The sequence below is a fragment of the Nonomuraea sp. NPDC050547 genome (assembly GCF_044457345.1).
GTDB lineage: Bacteria > Actinomycetota > Actinomycetes > Streptosporangiales > Streptosporangiaceae > Nonomuraea.
On sequence record NZ_JBITGW010000012.1, the window covers coordinates 181,453 to 200,678 of the forward strand.

Annotated in this window: 18 protein-coding genes; 7 read left to right on the forward strand and 11 right to left on the reverse strand. The window is 69.8% G+C overall.

The genetic code is table 11. The features are described from left to right. Window position 1: 1 nt before the first annotated feature. From ACIBHY_RS29170 to ACIBHY_RS29180, 3 genes are all read right to left on the reverse strand, one after another. Window positions 2-1,489: an ABC transporter substrate-binding protein gene (locus ACIBHY_RS29170; protein ID WP_397308286.1), complete on the reverse strand. Its 1,488-nt coding sequence runs from the start codon at window positions 1,487-1,489 to the stop codon at window positions 2-4. 16 nt (window positions 1,490-1,505) lie between these two features. After that, window positions 1,506-2,570: a LacI family DNA-binding transcriptional regulator gene (locus tag ACIBHY_RS29175; RefSeq protein ID WP_397308287.1), complete on the reverse strand. Its 1,065-nt coding sequence runs from the start codon at window positions 2,568-2,570 to the stop codon at window positions 1,506-1,508. Window positions 2,571-2,664: 94 nt separating this feature from the next. Further along, window positions 2,665-3,186 carry a cysteine dioxygenase gene (locus tag ACIBHY_RS29180; RefSeq protein ID WP_397308288.1) on the reverse strand — a complete coding sequence of 174 codons (522 nt, stop codon included), beginning with the start codon at window positions 3,184-3,186 and terminating at the stop codon, window positions 2,665-2,667. Window positions 3,187-3,285: 99 nt separating this feature from the next. Between ACIBHY_RS29180 and ACIBHY_RS29185 the strand changes: the two genes are divergently transcribed. Both ACIBHY_RS29185 and ACIBHY_RS29190 read left to right on the forward strand, forming a co-directional pair. Next, window positions 3,286-4,152, forward strand: coding sequence for a LysR family transcriptional regulator (locus ACIBHY_RS29185; protein ID WP_397251998.1), 867 nt, complete (start codon window positions 3,286-3,288; stop codon window positions 4,150-4,152). Between the two features lie 344 nt (window positions 4,153-4,496). Then, entirely contained in the window at window positions 4,497-5,123 is a 627-nt protein-coding gene (locus ACIBHY_RS29190) for a LysE family translocator (RefSeq protein WP_397251999.1), read from the forward strand. Here ACIBHY_RS29190 and ACIBHY_RS29195 read toward each other — a convergent pair. The 6 genes from ACIBHY_RS29195 to ACIBHY_RS29220 all read right to left on the reverse strand — a co-directional run bounded on the left by ACIBHY_RS29195 (window position 5,104) and on the right by ACIBHY_RS29220 (window position 11,932). Next, the gene (locus ACIBHY_RS29195) at window positions 5,104-5,727 is read right to left on the reverse strand and encodes an HAD family hydrolase (protein ID WP_397252001.1); all 624 of its coding nucleotides are present in this window, start codon (window positions 5,725-5,727) and stop codon (window positions 5,104-5,106) included. The genes ACIBHY_RS29190 and ACIBHY_RS29195 overlap by 20 nt on opposite strands. Before the next feature lie 69 nt (window positions 5,728-5,796). Beyond that, window positions 5,797-7,371 carry an acyl-CoA synthetase gene (locus tag ACIBHY_RS29200; RefSeq protein WP_397308289.1) on the reverse strand — a complete coding sequence of 525 codons (1,575 nt, stop codon included), beginning with the start codon at window positions 7,369-7,371 and terminating at the stop codon, window positions 5,797-5,799. Then, window positions 7,371-8,519 carry a thiolase domain-containing protein gene (locus tag ACIBHY_RS29205; RefSeq protein WP_379621958.1) on the reverse strand — a complete coding sequence of 383 codons (1,149 nt, stop codon included), beginning with the start codon at window positions 8,517-8,519 and terminating at the stop codon, window positions 7,371-7,373. The genes ACIBHY_RS29200 and ACIBHY_RS29205 overlap by 1 nt, the downstream gene beginning before the upstream one ends. Next, window positions 8,519-9,502, reverse strand: a complete 984-nt coding sequence (locus ACIBHY_RS29210) for a lipid-transfer protein (protein WP_397252003.1) — start codon at window positions 9,500-9,502, stop codon at window positions 8,519-8,521. Before ACIBHY_RS29210 ends, ACIBHY_RS29205 begins: the two co-directional genes overlap by 1 nt. Continuing rightward, entirely contained in the window at window positions 9,502-10,398 is an 897-nt protein-coding gene (locus tag ACIBHY_RS29215) for a Zn-ribbon domain-containing OB-fold protein (protein ID WP_397308290.1), read from the reverse strand. The genes ACIBHY_RS29210 and ACIBHY_RS29215 overlap by 1 nt, the downstream gene beginning before the upstream one ends. Next, on the reverse strand, window positions 10,388-11,932 hold the full coding sequence (locus ACIBHY_RS29220) for an acyl-CoA synthetase (protein WP_397252005.1): 1,545 nt from the start codon (window positions 11,930-11,932) through the stop codon (window positions 10,388-10,390). Before ACIBHY_RS29220 ends, ACIBHY_RS29215 begins: the two co-directional genes overlap by 11 nt. 289 nt (window positions 11,933-12,221) lie before the next feature. Here ACIBHY_RS29220 and ACIBHY_RS29225 point away from each other — a divergent pair, with 289 nt between their 5' ends. The 5 genes from ACIBHY_RS29225 to ACIBHY_RS29245 all read left to right on the forward strand — a co-directional run bounded on the left by ACIBHY_RS29225 (window position 12,222) and on the right by ACIBHY_RS29245 (window position 17,043). Then, window positions 12,222-14,015: a hypothetical protein gene (locus tag ACIBHY_RS29225; protein WP_397308291.1), complete on the forward strand. Its 1,794-nt coding sequence runs from the start codon at window positions 12,222-12,224 to the stop codon at window positions 14,013-14,015. 183 nt (window positions 14,016-14,198) lie between these two features. Then, window positions 14,199-14,825: a class F sortase gene (locus ACIBHY_RS29230; RefSeq protein ID WP_397252007.1), complete on the forward strand. Its 627-nt coding sequence runs from the start codon at window positions 14,199-14,201 to the stop codon at window positions 14,823-14,825. A gap of 43 nt (window positions 14,826-14,868) precedes the next feature. Next, complete coding sequence (locus ACIBHY_RS29235) at window positions 14,869-15,678, forward strand: crotonase/enoyl-CoA hydratase family protein (protein ID WP_397308292.1); 810 nt, start codon at window positions 14,869-14,871, stop codon at window positions 15,676-15,678. A gap of 19 nt (window positions 15,679-15,697) precedes the next feature. Further along, window positions 15,698-16,603 (forward strand): RNA polymerase subunit sigma-70, encoded by a 906-nt coding sequence (locus tag ACIBHY_RS29240; protein WP_397252009.1) that lies wholly within the window; start codon window positions 15,698-15,700, stop codon window positions 16,601-16,603. A 38-nt stretch (window positions 16,604-16,641) separates the two neighbouring features. Next, complete coding sequence (locus ACIBHY_RS29245) at window positions 16,642-17,043, forward strand: hypothetical protein (RefSeq protein ID WP_397252010.1); 402 nt, start codon at window positions 16,642-16,644, stop codon at window positions 17,041-17,043. Here the strand turns inward: ACIBHY_RS29245 and ACIBHY_RS29250 are convergent. Continuing rightward, on the reverse strand, window positions 17,030-18,130 hold the full coding sequence (locus ACIBHY_RS29250) for an NAD(P)H-dependent flavin oxidoreductase (protein WP_397308293.1): 1,101 nt from the start codon (window positions 18,128-18,130) through the stop codon (window positions 17,030-17,032). The genes ACIBHY_RS29245 and ACIBHY_RS29250 overlap by 14 nt on opposite strands. A gap of 167 nt (window positions 18,131-18,297) precedes the next feature. Further along, window positions 18,298-19,209 carry a DUF3068 domain-containing protein gene (locus ACIBHY_RS29255; protein WP_397252012.1) on the reverse strand — a complete coding sequence of 304 codons (912 nt, stop codon included), beginning with the start codon at window positions 19,207-19,209 and terminating at the stop codon, window positions 18,298-18,300. Between the last annotated feature and the right edge of the window lie 17 nt (window positions 19,210-19,226).

Sequence of the window (19,226 nt, forward strand, 5' to 3'; positions counted from 1 at the left end):
CCTACTTGGCGCCGATGTACTCGGGGATGTCCCACTTGTAGGGCTTGGTGAGATCCCAGTCGGCGAACACGTAGTCGTCCAGGCTCACCTTGTGGCCCTTCTTCCTGGCCTTGTCCAGCGCCTCGGTGAACACGCGCTCCTGCTCTTCCGCGAGCTTGGCCAGCGCTCCGGCCACGTCCTTGATCTGTCCGGTGTAGAGGCCGGTGGTGATGGCGTCGAAGTCCGGGGTGATCTTCTTGGGTACGACGTTGGCGGTGGCCGGGTTGCGCAGGGCCGGGCTGGGACCGGGCAGGATGAGCTTGGCCATGCCGACGTAGGCGGCGAAGGGCGCGAAGTCGATCTTGCTGGGGTCGTTGGCCTCGGGGTGCGAGGACAGCCCGCCCTTGAGTTCCTGGACCCACCTGCTTCCGGCGTCGAGGCCGTGGTACCACGTGAACCACTCCCACGCCTGGTCCGGGTTCTTGGTGGTGGCGGAGATGGCCAGGCTGTACTTGCCGGGTCCGTGGTAGAAGAAGCTCTTCTGCTGCGCCTCCGGCGTGATCAGGGTCGTCACCGAGTAGTCGGTGAAGCCGAGCTCCGTCCAGCCGGGCTGGTTCCAGACGCCGCCGACGATCATGCCGAACTTGCCCCGGGCGAAGTGCTGGCGGGAGATCTCGTCGTCCACGCTGAGCGCGTTCGGCACGACGAAGCCCTTCGTCTTCCACTCCAGGAACAGCGTGAGGAAGTCGCTGACCACCCGGTCGGTGCTCCGGGTGAACTTCCCGGTACGCGGGTCGAGCCCGCCGGGGAAGCCGGGCGGCATCGAACCCGGGTACCCGGCCCCCGCCGTGAACAGCTCCGTCCACCACGGGATCATCGCGAACGCGCTGTTGCCGAACCCGATCCCGTGGACGCTCCCGTTGCCCTTCTTGACGATCTGCTCGGCGAACAGCGTCACCTCGTCCCACGTCTTCGGGATCTTGACGGTGCCGTCCGCCTCGACCAGACCGGCGTCCTTGAACACCTTGTTGTTGACGTAGAGCTGCACCCAGGGCGCCTCGCCGTCGAACGGCGCGCCGTACACCTTGCCGTTGATGGCGTTGACGCCCTCCACGAACGAGTACGCGGGGAACGTCTTCTGCCACTCCAGCGTCGCGTACTTGTCGAGGGCCAGCACGCGGCCCTCCTCCACGTAGTCGTCGAGCTTGTCGCTGGGCACCTTGAAGACGTCCGGCGCGTTGCCGCCGCGCCAGGCCAGGTCGAGCAGCTTCTCCAGGTCGCCGCTGGCCTGCTGGGTGCGCTTGACCACGATGTCGGGGCGGGCGGCCTGGAAGAGCTCGATCTCCTTCTTGATCCACGGCTCCTGGCTGACCATCTGGTCCCAGTGGGTCAGTTCGGCGCCTTTGCCGGACGAGGCGCTCTTCTCGGAGGTCCCGCAGGCGGCCAGGGCCGAGGTGGCGAGGGCGCCGGCGAGGAAGCCGCGCCGGGACAGGTGACGGGATTCTGACATGGGGGTTCCTTCGGTGTTAGGGGGTGACCCGCACTGGCGCGGTGGAGGCCCGCACGATCAGCTCGGGCGAAGGGGGGTCGGGGTCGGCCGGCCGGCCGTCGATCCTGGCCAGGAGCAGTTCGGCGGCGATCGCGCCGATGCCGATCGGGTCCTGGCGGACGGTGGTCAGCGGCGGGTGCAGGTGCGCCGCCTCGGGGTTGTCGTCGAAGCCGGTGATGGAGATGTCGCCGGGCACGTCCAGGCCCTTCTCCCTGACCACGGACATGCCGGCGATGGCCATCAGGTCGCTGGCGTAGACGATCGCGGTGGGCCCGTGTTCGAGCAGCCGCCTGGTCGCGGCCGCCCCGCCGTCGCCGGTGAAATGCCCGGCATCCCGCAGTACGGCGGGCAGCCCGTGATCCTCCATGGCCCGGCGCCAGGCGAGCAGGCGGGAGGTGGAGTGCCGGTAGGCGGGCGCGCCCTCGACGAAGGCGATGTCGCGGTGGCCGAGCCGGACGAGATGGCCGACCGCGGCGGCGATGCCGTCGCCGTCGCGCACGCCCACGGCGGGCATGTCCCCGTAGTCGGCGCCGGCGGGACCGACCGCGACGGTGGGCAGCCCGAGTTCGCGGAGGAGCGCGGGGCGCTGGTCGCCGTCGCGGATGTCGAGCAGGAACGCGCCGTCGATGCGCCGCTCGGTGACCAGCCGCCGGTAGGCGGCGGCCTCGACCACCTCGTCCTCGCCCACGACCTGCAGCACCAGCACCGACCCGCTGCCCTGCAGCACGGTCTCGACGCCGCCGAGGAAGCCGGCGAAGAACGGATCGACGGCCAGGTGGCGGGTGTCGCGGGCGAGCACGAGCCCGACCGCGAACGCCCGTGAGCTCAGCATCGCCCGCGCGTGGATGCTGGGACGCCAGTTGAGGTCCTGGGCGGCCTGCTTGATGCGGCGGCGGGTCTCGTCGCTGACGCCCGGCTTGTCGTTGAGTGCCAGGGACACGGCGCCCTTCGACACGCCGGCCAGGCGCGCAACGTCGGCAATCGTCGGAGGTGTCTCGCTGGCCATGGCACCCCTGGGTTGGACGTAGGGAACTAAATGCATTTAGTAGTCCCACACGTCGGAGGATGTCAAGAGCCGCTTACTGAAACGGCGAAGGGCCGCCCGGGTGTGCTGGGCGGCCCTTCGGGTCTTTCCGCTAGCGGATCGGCAGGTCGTAGTAGCGGCGGACGCTGGAGCCGAGCCTGCCCACGTCGGCCCCGTAGACGTGGAGGGAGACGCCGATCTCGTCGCTGGTGTTCTCGACCTTGTGGATGTCGCCGGGCGGCGCGAAGCCGCTGACCTCGCCCGGCTGGTTGGCGGCGCGGCCGATCTCCACCAGGTGGTCGCCCATGTCCCGATAAAGCGTCTCGTATTCCACGCCACTGAGAATGCCGAACGTACACCAGGACACATGGTCGTGGATGCGCGTCTGCTGGCCTGGCCGCCACACGACGGCCACGACGGAGAACTCCTCCTGCGCGTGCAACGGGAAGGAGCGATAGGTCTCCGGGTCCCCCGCGCGCTCCTCGTCGGTGAGCACGTCGAGGCCCGGAAGGTTCAGCCGCAGGAAGTCCGCTACGGCGAAGGCGGTGTCTCTCGGTGAAAGGTCCTTGGCCACGATGTCCCCGACTCCGGACACGAGCTGGTCGAGTCCGGGCCTGGCCAGCATGATTTCCATGGTTTCCCCCTAGGGAATGGTGTTATTCCGCCTTCCCCTTCTACAGTGCTCTAATGAGATTCATAGGTCCAACAGAAGTATTTGGGGATATTCATAGACATGCTTGATGTCACCCGGCTAAGGGTCCTGGTCGCCGTGGCCCGCAAGGGCTCCGTCACCGCCGCCGCCAAGGAACTGCACTACTCGCAGCCCTCGGTCAGCCACCACCTGGCCCGCCTGGAGGCCGAGACCGGCGCCCAGCTCATCCAGCGCGTCGGGCGCGGCATCCGCCTCACCGAGGCCGGGCACCTGCTCGCCGACCGCGCCGCGGAGATCATCACCCGGCTTGACGCCACCGCGGAGGAGCTCGCCGCCCACGTGGGCCTGCGCTCCGGCCGCGTACGGCTGGCCGCCTTCCCCTCCGCCCTCGGCACCTTCGTCCCCAGGGCGGTCCGCCGCCTGTCGGCCGAGTACCCCGGGCTCCAGCTGAGCCTGATCGAGACCGAGCCGCCCGAGGCCCTGCGCCTGCTCCGCGCCGGACGGGTGGACGTGGCGGTCATGTTCCGCTACGACGACACCGCCCCCGAGGACACCGGCCTCCGGATGCTGCACCTGCTGGACGACCCCAGCTACCTCGTCTCCCCCGAACCCCCGGGCCCGCTGGCCGAACACGCCGACTCCATGTGGATCGCGGGCTGCGACCGGTGCCGCAGCCACCTGCTCGACATCTGCGCCAAGGCGGGCTTCGAGCCGCGCATCTCCTTCACCAGCGACGACATCGTGGCCGTCCAGGCGCTCGTGGCGGCCGGGATGGGCCTGACGGTGCTGCCCGGCCTGGCCCTGAGCGCCCACCGGAGCGCGGCGGTGGAGGTGGCCGAGATCCCCGGCTCGACCCGCCACGTCTTCGCCGCCACCTACGGCGACCCGCCCTACCCACCCGCCACCCAGGCCCTGCTCGCCGCCCTCACCGACGCCTGGCCAGGCTGAGACCGGAGGTAACGCCCGGGGGTGATGCCCGTCGGGTAACGCCCGTGGGGACGCCCCGGGGGGTGACGCTGCGCGGTCAGGACTGGGGTAACGCCCGTGGGGACGCCCCGGGGGTGACGCCGCGCGGCCAGGGCGGACGTTGACACCCGGGGGGTGACGCGCGGAGAGGTGACGCCGTGCGGTCAGGGCGGGGGTGACGCCGGGGGGGACGTCCCAGGGGGCGACACCCGGGGTGACGCTCAGGGAGTGACGCCGTGCGGTGAGGGCGGGGGTGTCGCCGGAGGTGGGGCGGGGCGGGGCGGAAATCTGTGGCGGTTGTGGGGGTGGGCCCCTACCCTCGGGTTATGCCGGACATCTCGACTCTTGCCCTGTTCGCGGTGGCCACGCTGGCCATCCTGGTCGTCCCGGGACCCGCGGTGCTGTTCATCGTGACCCGGAGCGTCGCGCAAGGGCGGGCGGCGGGGATGGTGTCGGTGCTCGGGGTGCACGCGGGCTCACTGGTCCACGTGGCCGCCGCCGCGCTCGGGATCAGCGCGCTGCTGGCCGCCTCGGCCACGGCCTTCACGATCGTGAAGTTCGCCGGCGTCGCGTACCTGCTCTTCCTCGGCATCAGGAAGCTGCTGTCCAAGCCGGCCGACGAGGAAGCGGTCGAGTTCCCCGTCCAGTCGCGCCGGCGGATGTTCTGGGAGGGGTTCGTGGTCAACGTGCTCAACCCGAAGACGGCCATCTTCTTCCTGGCCTTCCTGCCGAACTTCACCAGCCCGGAATCGGGCCCGATCGGGCCGCAGATCCTGCTGCTCGGCGCCATCTGGGTGGTCCTGGGCCTGGCCTCCGACGGCGTGGTCGCGCTGGCCTCCTCGGCGCTGGCCGGGCGGATGCGCCGTTCGATCAAGGCCAGGCGGCGTCTCGACGTGGGCAGCGGCGTGATCTACATCGGCCTCGCCGCGCTGCTCACCGGCGAGAAGGCATAGGCATCCCGTACGTGCGCGCCAGCAGGTGCGCCCGCAGGGTGGGCAGCGAGGTGTAGTGGTGGGCCTGCATCCCCTCGGCCAGCGCGCCCGCCACGTTGGCCGGGCGCGCGTCCACGAACATGATCCGGTCGGCGGGCAGGCCGAACCGCTCGACGCACCAGAGGTACGCCTCGGGTGAAGGTTTGGCGTGGCCGATCCGGCTCGACAGTCCCAGGACATCGAAGATCTTGAAGACTTCGGCATGATAAGTCGCGAAATAGTGGGACAAGTCGCTGGGGATGTTGGATAGCAAACCTACGCGAATGCCACGGTTGGCCAGGGTCCGGATGTAGGCGATCAACTCGGTGTCCACCCGGCTCCAGCTTGCCACGTCCAGCGCGACCAGCGCGTCCGCGTCGTCGAACGATCTTCCCAGCCGCTCGCCCACCGCCCGCCAGTACTGCCGCCCGGTCAGCTCGCCCCGGTCGTAGCCGTCGCGCGCGTCCCAGTAGGCGTTCCAGAACACCGATCCCTTGATACCCGCCGCCGCCTCGATCCCGGCACGGTCCTGCGCGGTCTGGCCCGGCGCGATGACCCCGAACAAGTCGAACAGCAGCGCGTCCACTCTTCCCCCGACATAGATGACTGTTTCGGGGGGTCATGGAACTCTATAGAGGCTTTGCCGCGACGGCGCTCACCGCCACGCCTGTTCGGCCGTCTCGCGTGCCCAGCGGTAGTCGGCCTTTCCGGCGGGCGAGCGCATGATCTCCTCCACGAACGCGTAGGTCCGCGGCACCTTGTAGCTCGACAGCCGCTCCCTGCAGTGCGCGTCGAGGTCGGCGGAGGCCACCTCGACCCCCGGCCTGGGCTCGACCACCGCGGCCACCCTGCTGCCCCAGCGCTCGTCCGGGATCCCGGTCACGACCGCGTCGAACACCGCGGGATGCCCCTTGAGCACCGCCTCCACCTCTTCGGGGAAGACCTTCTCGCCGCCGGTGTTGATGCACTGGGAGCCGCGGCCGAAGATGTTGACGGTGCCGTCGGCGTCCACGGTGGCCAGGTCACCGGTCAGCAGCCAGCGGGTGCCGTCGGCGTCGGTGACGAACGTGCGGGCCGTCTTCTCCGGGTCGTTGTAGTAGCCGAAGGCGACCCGGCCCGACTTGGCCACGGTGCCGAGCTGCCCCTCGGGGACCGGCTTGAGGTCCTCGTCGAGCACGACCAGGTTGGCGGTGGCGTTGGGCTGGTAGCGCAGCCCCTTCTCGGGTGTGGAGCCGGCCACGCCGGAGGCGGTGTAGCCGGACTCGGTGGAGCCGAAGTTGTCGAGGATCATCACGTTCGGCAGCAGTTCCTGTAACCGGTCGCGCACCGTCCCGCTGAGGATCGCGCCGGTCGAGCTGATCACGAACAACGACGACAGATCGTAGGAGCCGCCCGCCAGCGCCTCGGCCAGCGGCCTGGCCATCGCGTCCCCGGTGATGTTCATGGTGAACACCCGCTCGCGCTCGGCCGTCCGCCACACGTCCCCGGCCTCGAACCTGCGCACGTACGCGATCGTCGCCCCCATCCACCAGGCGATGAACGTGCCCATCTGCGCCGCCCCGTGCATCAGCGGCGGCGCCGCCATCATCACCATCGGGTTCGCCTTGACCGCCTCGTCGACGACCTCCTGCGGGGTCGCGCGCGGCTCGCCGTACGGATTGCCGCCCCCGAACGCCATGAACAGGTCCTCGACGTGCCACATCGCGCCCTTGGGCATGCCCGTGGTGCCGCCGGTGTAGATGATGTAGACGTCCTCGCCGCTGCGCTCGGGGAAGCCGCGCGTCTCCGGCTGACCTTCCAGCGCCTTCTCGTACGGCACCGCCCCCGCGACCTCCCCGCCCACCGAGATCAGGTGGCGCAGCTTGGCCGCCTCGGGCGCGACCGCCGCCACCCGGCCCGCGAACTCCGCGTCGTAGACCAGCGCCACGATGTCGGAGTCGTTGTAGAGGTAGAGCAGTTCGGCCTCGACGTAGCGGTAGTTGACGTTGATCGGCACCGCGCGCAGCTTGAGCGCGGCCAGCAGCCCGGCCACGTACTCGACGCCGTTGTACAGGTGCAGGCCCACGTGCTGGCCGGGGCCGACGCCCAGGCTCTCCAGGTAGTGCGCCAGCCGGTTCGCCTCGGCGTCCAGCTCGGCGTAGGTGCGGCGCTGGTCGCCGCAGACGACCGCGACACGCTCGCCGATCCGGTCCACGAGCGCTTCGAACAGGTCCGCGTGGTTGAACTCCATCAGGGCTTCTCCCGTCCGACGACCCACATCGCGAAGAACTGGGCTCCCCCGCCATAGGCGTGGCCGAGCGCCCGCCGGGCGCCGTCCACCTGATGCTCCCCCGCCATCCCCCGGACCTGCTGCGCCGCCTCGGCGAACCTGATCAGCCCGGAGGCGCCGATCGGGTTGGACGACAGGACGCCGCCCGAGGCGTTCCACGGGATGTCGCCGTCGAGCGCGGTCGCGCCCGACTCGGTGAGCTTCCATCCCTCGCCCTCGGCGGCGAAGCCGAGGTTCTCCAGCCACATGGGCTCGTACCAGGAGAACGGCACGTAGGTCTCGGCCACGTCGATGTCCCTGCGCGGGTCGGCGATCCCGGCCTGCCGGTAGACGTCGGCGGCGCAGTCCTTGCCGCCCTGCGGGTTCACGGTGTCGCGACCGGCCCGGAAGATCGGCTCGGAGCGCATCGCCGTACCGTGGACCCATGCGGGCGTGCCGGTCACGGCCGACTCCGACGCGAGCACCATCGCGCAGGCGCCGTCGCTGGACGGGCAGGTCTCCAGGTAGCGGATGGGCTCCCAGAGCATGGGCGTGGACTCGACCATCTGGCGGTTGATGCCGGGGATCTTCAGGTGCGCGTAGGGGTTCTTCAGCGCGTTCTGGCGGTCCTTGACGGCGACGAGCGTGCCGATGTGCTCGGGCGCGCCGGAGCGGCGCATGTACTCGCGGATGTGCGGCGCGAAGTAGCCGCCCGCGCCCACGACCAGCGAGGCGTTGAACGGCAGGTGCGTCGACAGGGCCCAGGTGGCGTTCGACTCCGACTGCTTCTCGAAGGCGACGACGAGTACCCGGTCGTGCACGCCGCCCTGGATCAGCGAGGCGCCGACCAGCGCGGTGGAGCCGCCGACCGATCCGGCCGTGTGCACCCGCATCATCGGCTTGCCCGCGGCGCCGAGCGCGTCGGCCAGGTAGGCCTCCGGCATCATCACGCCCTCGAACAGGTCGGGCGCCTTGCCGATGACGACGGCGTCGATGTCCTTGAACGTCAGCCCGGCGTCCTCCAGCGCGCGCAACGCGGCCTCACGGACCAGCCCGGCGATGGAGACGTCGCGCCGCTTCGTCGTGTAGTACGTCTGCCCGACGCCGATCACCGCGCACGAGTTGCCCATCACGCCTCCAGAACGGTCACGAGGTTGTGCTGCAGGCAGGGGCCGCCGGCGGCGTGGCCGACGGTGCGCGCGGCACGGCCGTCGAGGATGTGGCTCGCGGCCTCGCCGATGCGGATCAGGCCCGTGGCCATGACGGGGTTGGCGGCCAGCGGGCCGCCGCTGGGGTTGATCACGGTCTCGGCGGGCAGCTCCAGTGCCCGCCTGAGGATGATCTCCTCGTGGGCGAACTGGGCGTGCAGTTCGGCGACCTCGACCCGGCCCTTGCCGACCCCGGCCGCGCGGGCGGCGTCCGCGGCGGAGACCGAGCGGGACAGGTCGCGCATGCCCGGGTAGTGGGGTTCGATCCGGTGTGCGATGCCCCTGATGTAGGCGGGGTTCGCGCAGAGCTCCCCGGCCCTGTCACCGGCCGCCAGGACCACCGCCGCCGCGCCGTCCGTGATGGGTGGCTCGCCGCCTTCCAGCGGAAGGTCCAGCGCGTAGGGGTTGGCCCGCCCGTCGGTACGGCTGCGCCGTACGATCTCGTCGAGCTCTTCCCGAGGCGCGCCCAGCGCCGAGGCCTGCAGGCCCGCCATGGACAGCTGGTCGAGCCCGAGCGGTTCGAGGTAGTACGGGTCGAGCTGGAGCGTCATGATCGTGCGCAGGTCCCCGAGCGACGACTTGCCGAAGCCGTAGACGAGCGCGGTGTCGACGTCGCCGTGCTGCAGGCGTACCCACGCCTCGTAGAGCGCCCAGGCGCCGTCCATCTCGACGTGGCTCTCGGAGATCGGCGGCCAGGCGCCGAGCGCGTCGAGCGCGGAGACGAACGAGAACGGCGCTCCGGCCAGGTAGTCGCAGCTGCCGGAGCAGGTGAAGCCGAAGGCGCGCAGCCCGGTCTTCTCGCGGATCTCGTCGATGACGGGCAGGATCAGCTCCGGCTCCGAGACGCCGGTGTCGTGGTCGGTGTGGTGGGTCTGGGCGAAGGCGACGACGGCCACATCGCGCATTAGAGCTCCGCGTCTGGTTCTCCGGTGGGGGTGAACCACCGGATGTTGGACATCGACAGGGTGCGTTCGGCCTCGGGCACCCATGCGGCGCGTACCCGCATGCCCTGGCGGACCTCGTGGGCGGGGACGCCGCCGACGAGGGCGATCATGGGGATGTCCGCGCCGTCGAGCAGGATGTAGGCGGAGACGAAGGGCACCTCGGGGGCGCGCGGGTCGGGCAGGTTGTTGATGGCGAAGGTGGTGATGGTGCCGGTGTCGGGCAGTTCCACCTCGTCGGTGATCGCGTTTCCGCATTCGGGGCAGGACAGGCGGTAGGGGATGTACACCTTGTCGCAGGTCGTGCAGCGGCAGCCGACGAAGACGCCGCGTCTGATCCCTTCGAGGAAGTGGGTCAGCGACCTGCTCGCGGTGATCTTGTAGGCGGCCTTCACCGGCGAGACGATCTTCGTCACCTCAGGGGCGAAGTGGGAGATGTCGGTGATGTGGCCCTTGCGGGTGGTGCTCCAGACGGGCCGCACCCGCGTGCCCGCCTCCAGCGCCTTCGCGTTGCCCGCGTCCACGGCGTGCACCAGCGCCGTGTCGGCGCCGTCCAGCCGGATCAGCGCCCAGGCGAAGGGCCGGTCCAGCGGATGCTGATCCAGCGGCGTCTCCACCCAGGTCCAGGCGGTGACGGTGCCGGCCGGGCCGACCTCCACGTACTCGCCGCTGACCGGGTCGCCGCTGTCCGGGTCGTACTCCAGCGGCGGCACCAGCACCCTTCCCTCCGCCGTGCGGACGCCGACGATGCGCCCGTCACGCAGTTCGGTCAGGAACCTGCCGATGACCGGCCCCGTCGTACGCGTGTATCCGCCGGGGAACTCCAGGACGTGGTCGGCGACCAGGGGCTCAGATGGCACGGCCGTGTCCCTCCCAGTAGGGCGCGCGCAGCTTGCGTTTGAGTAGCTTGCCGTTGGGTTCCCGTGGCATCTCGGCGATGAAGTCGACGGACTTGGGCCACTTCATCCGCGCCAGCCGTCCCTCCAGCGAGGCGAGGATCTCCTCGGCCAGCTCGGGGCCGGGTTCGCAGCCTTCGGCGGGCTCGATGACCGCCTTGATCTGCTCGCCCCACTCCTCGTCGGGAATGCCGAAGACCGCGACGTCGGCGACCTTGGGGTGGATCATGAGCTCGTTCTCGATCTCGGCCGGGTAGATGTTCGCGCCGCCCGAGATGATCATGTCGGCCTTGCGGTCGCAGAGGAACAGGAAGCCGTCCTCGTCCAGGTAGCCGATGTCGCCGACGGTGAAGTGGTCCTTGAGGCGGTTCGCCGCGGTCTTGTCGGGATCGCCCTTGTACTCGAAGGAGACGCCCATCATCTTCATGTAGATCGTCCCGGGGGTGCCCGTGGGCACCGGCTGGCCGGAGTCGTCCACGATGAGCAGTTCGCTGATCGGCCAGGCCTTGCCGACCGTGCCCGGATGCTCCTTCCACTCCTGGGGCGTGGCCAGGGTGCCGCCGCCCTCGGTGGCCGCGTAGTACTCGTAGACCACCTCGCCCCACCAGTCGAGCATCTGGTGCTTGACCGGGACCGGGCAGGGGGCCGCCGCGTGGATCATCCATCTGAGCGAGGACAGGTCGTACTTCTCCCGCGTCTCTGCGGGCAGCGCGAGCAGCCGCTTGAAGTGGGTGGGGACCATGTGGGAGTTGGTCACGCCGTGGCGTTCGCACAGCCGCAGGGTCTCCTCGGCCTCCCATCGGTCCATGTAGACGAGGGTGTGGCCCATGTGCAGCGCCGTACCGCCGAACTGCGTGACGGCGGTGTGGTAGTTCGGCGCGGTCACGAGGTGCGCGTTGGGCCGGCCGGGCGTGATGCCGAACAACGTCAGCAGGAACGTCATCAGCTCCGCGCCGTCGTCGGGGTCCAGGCCGCTCAGCTTCCGCCTGACGCCCTTGGGCTTGCCGGTGGTGCCGGAGGTGTAGTGCATCGTGGCGCCCGCCGTGCGGTCCTGCGGCGCCGTCGTCGGCCGGCCTTCGGTCAACTCCTCGATCGGGCGGAACCCCTCGATCGGCCGTACGGCGAAGCGGCGGTGCGGCTCGATGACCTGGGCGCCCCTGGTGCCCTCGGCCGCGTAGCGCGGGTCGACGACGAAGGCCTTGGCCTCGCTGTCCTCGACGATGTAGGCGATCTCAGGGCCGGTGAGATGCCAGTTGACCGGGGTGTAGTACCAGCCCGCCTGGAGCGCGGCGAGGTAGAGGACGAGTCCGTCGGCGCCGTTGGGCACCAGTCCGCAGATGCCGTCGCCGGGCTGGAGCCCGAGTTCGCGCAGGCCGTGGACGAGCTGGTTGGAACGGGCTAAGAGGTCACCGGCCCGATGCTCGGTGCCGTCGGGGTCCACGGCGGCGATCCAGCCGGGATCCGCCTGCGCCAGCCGCCAGAATCCGAGCGTGCCCATCGCGCTCCCTCGTGTCGGGGGGTAGAGCTTCAGGCGAGCGTAACGCGCTGACAAAGCCCCGAGCAAGCGCTTGATTTCACACGAGTCCCGCCACGTCCCACGACTCCGCTAGAGTTACCGATTTGGGCTCTCATCTGCCCAGACGTAATGAAATAGTCAAGAAACTTGGCTTTTGTCCACTTTGGTCACTTTCGTCACTTTTGTTGCGAGATGATGTTCGTCGCGAGGCGGCGTGTTCCCGAGCACGGGGGTCTCCTGAACCCCGCGCCGCCTCATCGATTGGGAGAACATGCGCTTCAACAAGTCCCTGGCGGCTGCCGGTGCCCTCGGTCTCGCCGTACTCACCGCGAGCCCCGCTCTCGCGGACACCCCCACGGACCTCCCCGTCGCCCCGGTCGAGACCAGCTCTCCCGAGGCGCCGGTCGAGACGCCCAAGCCCTCCGAAAAGCCCTCAGAGAAGCCATCAGAGAAGCCCTCTGACAAGCCCGCGGCGAAGCCTTCGGCCAAGCCCTCGGCCAAGGCTTCGGCTTCCACCAAGGCCCCCGAGAAGAAGGAGGTGGAGCAGAAGGGCTCCATCACCCTCAGCTCCACGACGGCCAAGCCCGGCGAGATCATCACGGTCTCGGTCACCTCCACGCGCGAGGCCATCACGGCCATCACCTCGCGCGGCTTCAACCCGCCGTCCTGGAACGTGCCGGGCAAGCGCACGGACTACCGCTTCCAGGTACGCGTGTCGCAGACCCCCGGCGAGTACCCGGTCGACGCCCACTTCGCCGACGGCTCCTCCGCCCGCGCGGTGCTGACCGTCGAGAAGCCGGCCGCCGCCAAGACGAGCATCACCGTCGACCGGTCCAGCGCCAAGCCCGGCGACATCGTCAACGTGAGCGTCAAGTCGGACGGCCCGGACGTGAAGGCCATCACCTCGCGCGCCTTCTCCCCCGGTTCGTGGAACGTCCCCGCCGGCCACAAGGAGTACCGCTTCCAGGTCCGCGTCTCCGGCGAGCTCGGCGAGCACCCGGTCGACGCGCACTTCGCCGACGGCTCCTCCGCCCGGACGACCCTGACCGTCGAGAAGTCGGTCGACGTCAAGTACGGCGTCGCCGTCAGCCCGAGCGCCGCCGAGCCCGGTGACAAGGTCTCCTACACCGTCACCGGCAAAGCCGCCGACGCGTACATCGAGTCGCCGGCGTTCTGGGCGAAGATCACCGAGAACATGACGCTCGGCACCACCAGGACCGGCACCGTGCCGATCCGCCCGGACGCCAAGCCCGGCGTCTACCCGGTCGACGTGGTGTTCAAGGACGCCGCCGGCCGTACCGTGGGGACCGCCTCCACCACGATCACCGTGAAGGGCCCGGTCAAGCCGGTGCCGGTGACGGGGCTGGAGCTGGACCTGTCGCCGAGCAAGATCGTGGCGGGCCAGAGCTACTACGCCGGCGTCACCACCACGAACGTCAAGGCCGGCACCCCGGTCACCATCACCGACCCGGCCGGCCGCAGGCACGTCGTGCGCGTCGACTCCTGGGGTGAGGCGCGCGTCAAGCTGACCTCGCCCAAGGGCACGCGCCCCGGCGCGTACACCGTCCGGGCCTCGCTGGACAGCGGCCAGAGCACTTCGGCGCGCCTCACCGTGGTCAAGCGGCACCCGCACACCCAGCTCGCGCTGATCCTCGACCCGGACAAGGTGTACGCGGGCGGCAAGTTCACCGCCATCGTCGCCACCTCGTCGTTCGGCAAGACGACGAAGGCGACGATCACCGACCCGTCCGGCAAGCGGTTCACCGTGAAGGTCGGCAAGTCGGGCGTGGGCGCGAAGAAGTTCCACGTGCCCTCCAGCACCCGCGCGGGCACCTACTGGTTCAAGGCCAAGCTGGCCAACGGCGCCACCGACTGGGCCAAGCTCACCGTCAAGCCCCGCTACCGGGCCAGCGGCTTCACGCTGACCCCCAAGGGCGGCGCGGACACCGGCGGCGGCCTGCCCGAGGGCAACGCCAACTTCGGCGGGGTGGCGCTCGGCGGCATGCTGATCGCGGGCGGCGCGGGCTCGGCCCTGTTCGTCCGCCGTCGCACCGACGAGGCCTGATCGTGGAGCGCGCCCCGGCTCAACGCCGGGTCGCGCTCCTCAGAGGCGCGGCCCGTCCCGGCGGCGGGCCGCTCTTCTCGGGTACGGCCCGGCCGCCTGGCCTGGCCGTTCCTCGGGGGGTACGGCCCGGCAGCACGCGGGCCGTACCCCTTCCTTCCTTCGTCGACCGATCGGGGAACAGTCATGATCAGGAGCACGCTGGTCCAGGCCGCGGCGGCCGTACTGGTGTTCTCCGGCGGCCTGGCGGTCGCCGGTTCGTTCAGGGGCGAGCCTCTGCCCGCTCAGGCGGCGGAGACTCGCCCGGCCGCGGTGCCGCGGCAGGCGCCGATGTTCGCCGACGCGGACGCGGCCATGAAGAAGTCGGAGCCGGTCAGCGTCTCGATCGGGAGGATCGGGGTGAAGGACGCGCCGATCGACCCGGTGGGGCTCAAACCCGACCAGTCGGTGGAGGTGCCGCCGCTGGACCGGCCGGAGCTGGTGGGCTGGTACAAGCACCGGCCGACGCCGGGTGAGGACGGGCCGGCCGTACTGCTGGGGCATGTGGACGCGCACGGCAGGCCCGCGGTCTTCCACAAGGCCGGCACGCTCGGACAGGGCGACACGATCTCGGTCAAGCGGGCGGACGGCTCGGTGGCGGAGTTCGCCGTGGATGCGGTGGAGCGGGTGGACAAGGACGCCTTTCCCACCGAGAAGGTGTACGGCGCGACAGAGGGGGCGGAGTTGCGACTGGTGACCTGCGGCGGCGCGTTCGATCCCGCGACGGGCCACTATGAGGACAACGTCATCGTCTACGCGCACCTCACCGTGTAACCTAGCAAGCGCTTGATACTTCAGCGCCTCCGGAGGTTGCCCCGTGGAACTCCTGCCGATCAGCACCCCGCACTGCCGGATCGAGCGCGACGGCCACGTCGTGATCGTCACCATGAACCGGCCGGAGGCCCGCAACGCGCTCTCCTCCGACATGTTGATCGGCCTGGCCTCGGCCTGGGCCTACGTCTCGGCCGAGCCCGGCGTACGGGTGGCGGTGCTGACCGGGGCGGAAGGCACGTTCTGCGCCGGAGCCGACCTCAAGGCGATGGGCCAGCCGTCCCAGGACCCGGACGTGCAGGCCCGTGCCGCCCAGATCCCCAACTTCCACTGGAAAGGGCTGCTGCGGGAGGACCTGCCCACCAAGCCGATCGTCTGCGCGGCCGAGGGCTACGCGGTGGCGGGCGGAACCGAACTGCTCATCGGCACCGACCTGCGCGTCGTGGCCGAGTCGGCGACGCTGGGGCTGTTCGAGGCCAAGCGGGCGCTGTTCCCCATGGGCGGGGCGGCGATCCGGCTGCCACGCCAGATCCCGTACTGCCACGCCATGGACCTCCTGCTCACCGGCCGCCCGGTGACCGCCGCGGAGGCGCTGTCGATGGGCCTGGTCAACCGCGTGGTCCCCGACGGAGAGGCGCTGACGGTGGCCAGGGAGATGGCCGACGACATCGCCGGGTCGGGACCGCTGGCCGTACAGGCGATCCTGCGGACCTACCGCGACACCCTGGGCCTGCCCGAGCCGGAGGCCCTGAAGGTCTCCGACGAGTACGGCTGGCCGGTCATCGGCTCCGAGGACGCCCGAGAGGGCTCCCGCGCCTTCAAGGAGAAGCGCCCCGCGACCTACCGGGGCGTGTAACCGCCGGTAGGGTGGCGGGGTGGAGGAGGCGGAGCGGTACCGGCGTGAACTGCACGTGCACTGCTACCGCATGCTCGGCTCCTACACCGAGGCCGAGGACGCCGTTCAGGAGACGATGCTGCGCGCCTGGCGCAGGGCCGACACCTACGAGGGCCGTTCCACCTACCGCGCCTGGCTCTACAAGATCGCGACCAACGTCTGCCTCGACCTTCTCGCCAAGCGCAAGGACGTGGTGCTGTCGGAGGCGCCGCTGTCGGATGTGCCGTGGCTGGAGCCGTACCCCGACCAGCAGCTTCCGGAGGAGCTGGCCGTCGCGAGAGAGACCATCGAGCTGGCCTTTCTGGCGGTCATCCAGCATCTGCCCGCACGCCAGCGCGCGGTGCTGGTCATGCGCGACGTGCTCGGCTGGCCCGCGGAGGAGACCGCCGAGGCGCTGGAGATGACGGTGCCGTCCGTCAAGAGCGCGCTCCAGCGCGGCCGGGCCACACTCCGCAAGCACCTTCCCGAACGGCGCGGCGACTGGGCGGCCGCCACCGAGCCGAGCCCCGAGGAGCGGGCCGTTCTCAAGCGCTTCGTCGAGGCGTCGATGAAGGCGGACATGCGCACGCTGGCGACCCTGCTGCGCGAGGACGCGTTGCAGGCCATGCCGCCGGCGATGATGTTCTTCCCTGGACGCCAGGCGATCCTCGACATGTGGGCGCCGGTCATGGCGGGCCAGGAGGCGTGGGGCGAGTGGCGGGCGCGTACCACCACCGCGAACAGGATGCCCGCGGTGGCCAACTACGTGCGGCGGCCGGGCGAGGACTTCTTCGGCGCGGTCAACCTCGACGTGCTGCGCATCGAGGACGGCCTGATCGCCGAGATCACCACGTTCGGGCCCGAGACGCTGCCCACGTTCGGGCTGCCGGAAAGAATCTTCGACTGAGACCGATTCTTTTCCGCGCGCCGCCCGGTCATACGGGCATGAACACTTACGACAGGCTCATCGGCACCTGGAAAGTCTCCGGCGGCACCACCGGCACGATCACCTACCGCTGGCTGGAAGGCCGCAACTTCCTCGTCCAGGACATCGCGATGGACAGCGAGACCGGTCCCGTCCTGGGCATGGAGGTCATCGGCCGGGAGATGCCGTTCGGCGCGGACAAGCCCGGCGACGAGGTCAAGTCCCGCTACTACGGCTCCGGCGGCGAGACCTACGACTACGTCTACGAACTCGAAGGCGACACGCTGACGATCTGGGGCGGCGAGAAGGGCTCGCCCGCCTACTACCAGGGCACGTTCAGCGCGGACGGCGACACCCTGACCGGCGCCTGGCACTACCCGGGCGGCGGCGGGTACGACTCGGTCTCGGTCAGGATTCCGTGATCCCGTCGAGCCGTTCGATCGCCTCGACATATTCCTCGACCAGCCCGAACATCACCTCCTTGACCGGCCGGACCTGATTGGTGATGCCGATGATCTGACCCGCCGGGAACGTGGCCAGCTCGGCGGCGTCGGATCTCCCGATCCGTCGCAGCGCATCGGACACCAGCATGAACTGCAGCGGCATCGGCAACGTCTCCGGGGAGTCCGCGGCTTCCCAGGCGTCGGTCCACTCGTTCTTGAGCAGGCGCGCGGGCTTGCCCGTCCAGCTGCGCGAACGGACGGTGTCGCGCGAGGTGGCTTCGAGGATGCGCGCCTTGGCCATGGCCGGGGTGTCGGCCTCCTCGACGGTGAGCCAGAGCGAGCCGGTCCACACGCCTTCCGCGCCCAGCGCCATCCCGGCCGCCATCTGGCGGCCGTTGCCGATGCCGCCCGCGGCCAGCACGGGAACGTCCACGGCATCCACGACCTGCGGGATCAGCACCATCGTGGAAATCTCCCCGGTGTGCCCGCCGGCCTCGGTGCCCTGGGCGACCACGACGTCGACGCCCACCTCCACTTGCTTAAGCGCGTGGCGGGGCGTGGAGGCCAGCGCGGCCACCTTGACGCCGTGCCGGTGCGCCAGCTCGACGACGTCGGCGGGCGGCGGCCCGAGCGCGTTGGCCAGCAGCGCGATCGGATGCCGCAAGGCCACCTCGACCTGCGGCCTGGCGGTGGCGTCCGTCCAGCCGAGCAGGACCCTGCCCGCGTCGGCCGACGATTCCGGGACGTCGTGGCGCTGGAGCAGGTCCTCCACGAACGCCCGGTGCCCCTCGGGGATCATCCCCTGGAGCTTGCCGACGAGCTCCTCGGGCGCGAAGTCCGCGCCCTCGTAGGAGGCGGGCATGACCACGTCCACGCCGTACGGCTTGCCGTCCACGTGGTCGTCGATCCATTTGAGCTCCATCTCGAGCTCTTCCGGCGTGAAGTAGAGGGCGCCGAGGACGCCCATGCCGCCCGCCCGGCTGACCGCGGCGACGACATCCCGGCAGTGGCTGAAGGCGAAGATCGGCAGTTCGATCCCGAACATCTCGGTGACACGGGTCCGCATGGCCTGACGTTAATCCCGACTTCAGGTTAATTGCAACACGTTCTACTCTAGAACATCACGTCGGTACTGGCGGGTAACATCATGCAAGAACGTGTTCTAACTACGCTTCGTGGTGAAAACGAAGGGCCCGCCCCTGCCCAGGGACGGGCCTTTCGGGAAACCGGGTGTCAGCGCTCGGCGCGGCGGCCCACCAGGACGCCCACGAGCACGAAGGCGATGCCGACGATCAGCAGCACCAGCGGGATGATGTTCTTCAGGAGATTGATCTGGCTCTTGCTCTTCTGGGCGCTGGAAACCAGGTCGGTGACGGTCTGGTCGGTCATCTTCGCCGTGGCCACGAAGGCCAGCGAACGCTCGACGCCGTCCTGGGTCTTCAGCACCTCGTGGCGCTGCTGCTCCTGTTTGACCGGGGCGCCGGTGGCCGGCTCGATCCAGAAGGTGACCTTGCCGTCGTAGTAGCGGTCGACCTGGACGTCGCCCTCCTCGGTCATGCCGAGCACGGAGGCGGGGGCGGTCAGGGTCTCGGTCTTGGTGGAGGGGATCTGCTGCTCGAAGACGTAGACGGGCAGGCCGTTCACCGACTCCTCGCGCACGAACGTGGCGTCGAAGGCCTTCTGCACGCTGGAGTTGAACACCTTGTAGGTCTTCTTCTCCACGCCGAACGGGAACTTGTAGATCTGGCCCTCAAGGGTGACGGGGGCCTTCTTGACGTTGACGGCGCAGCAGTTCACGCCGGCGCCGGTGTACTTGTCGAACGCGCTGCGGCGGTCCGACAGGTCGATCTGGGGGCGCCGGTTCGTCACGTCGTTGACGACGGTGGCCTCGTCCCAGACGACCACGTCGTCCTTGGACTCCTTCACGTCGCCGCGGGTCGTGACGATGATGTCGAGGTCGGCGGTGAGGACCTTGAGGTCCTGCTTGGAGAAGTACTGCGCGCCCGTCGCCGTCAGCCGGGTGATGCCGAACTGGTTGGCCGGGGCGGCGATGATCTTTTCCGCCGCCCAGAACTTCACCAGCGGGGCTAATGCGATGAAGAACGCTCCGACCCCGATGAGAACAAGCGTGGAAATGCGACCCATCAACGGCTCCTAGAACG

What these genes read in the sequence shown, in the direction of transcription:
- ACIBHY_RS29170 (WP_397308286.1), bottom strand. Translation starts at nt 1,489, where the DNA reads ATGTCAGAATCCCGTCACCTGTCCCGGCGCGGCTTCCTCGCCGGCGCC.
- ACIBHY_RS29175 (WP_397308287.1), bottom strand. Translation starts at nt 2,570, where the DNA reads ATGCATTTAGTTCCCTACGTCCAACCCAGGGGTGCCATGGCCAGCGAG.
- ACIBHY_RS29180 (WP_397308288.1), bottom strand. Translation starts at nt 3,186, where the DNA reads ATGGAAATCATGCTGGCCAGGCCCGGACTCGACCAGCTCGTGTCCGGA.
- ACIBHY_RS29185 (WP_397251998.1), top strand. Translation starts at nt 3,286, where the DNA reads ATGCTTGATGTCACCCGGCTAAGGGTCCTGGTCGCCGTGGCCCGCAAG.
- ACIBHY_RS29190 (WP_397251999.1), top strand. Translation starts at nt 4,497, where the DNA reads ATGCCGGACATCTCGACTCTTGCCCTGTTCGCGGTGGCCACGCTGGCC.
- ACIBHY_RS29200 (WP_397308289.1), bottom strand. Translation starts at nt 7,371, where the DNA reads ATGGAGTTCAACCACGCGGACCTGTTCGAAGCGCTCGTGGACCGGATC.
- ACIBHY_RS29205 (WP_379621958.1), bottom strand. Translation starts at nt 8,519, where the DNA reads ATGGGCAACTCGTGCGCGGTGATCGGCGTCGGGCAGACGTACTACACG.
- ACIBHY_RS29210 (WP_397252003.1), bottom strand. Translation starts at nt 9,502, where the DNA reads ATGCGCGATGTGGCCGTCGTCGCCTTCGCCCAGACCCACCACACCGAC.
- ACIBHY_RS29220 (WP_397252005.1), bottom strand. Translation starts at nt 11,932, where the DNA reads ATGGGCACGCTCGGATTCTGGCGGCTGGCGCAGGCGGATCCCGGCTGG.
- ACIBHY_RS29225 (WP_397308291.1), top strand. Translation starts at nt 12,222, where the DNA reads ATGCGCTTCAACAAGTCCCTGGCGGCTGCCGGTGCCCTCGGTCTCGCC.
- ACIBHY_RS29230 (WP_397252007.1), top strand. Translation starts at nt 14,199, where the DNA reads ATGATCAGGAGCACGCTGGTCCAGGCCGCGGCGGCCGTACTGGTGTTC.
- ACIBHY_RS29245 (WP_397252010.1), top strand. Translation starts at nt 16,642, where the DNA reads ATGAACACTTACGACAGGCTCATCGGCACCTGGAAAGTCTCCGGCGGC.
- ACIBHY_RS29250 (WP_397308293.1), bottom strand. Translation starts at nt 18,130, where the DNA reads ATGCGGACCCGTGTCACCGAGATGTTCGGGATCGAACTGCCGATCTTC.
- ACIBHY_RS29255 (WP_397252012.1), bottom strand. Translation starts at nt 19,209, where the DNA reads ATGGGTCGCATTTCCACGCTTGTTCTCATCGGGGTCGGAGCGTTCTTC.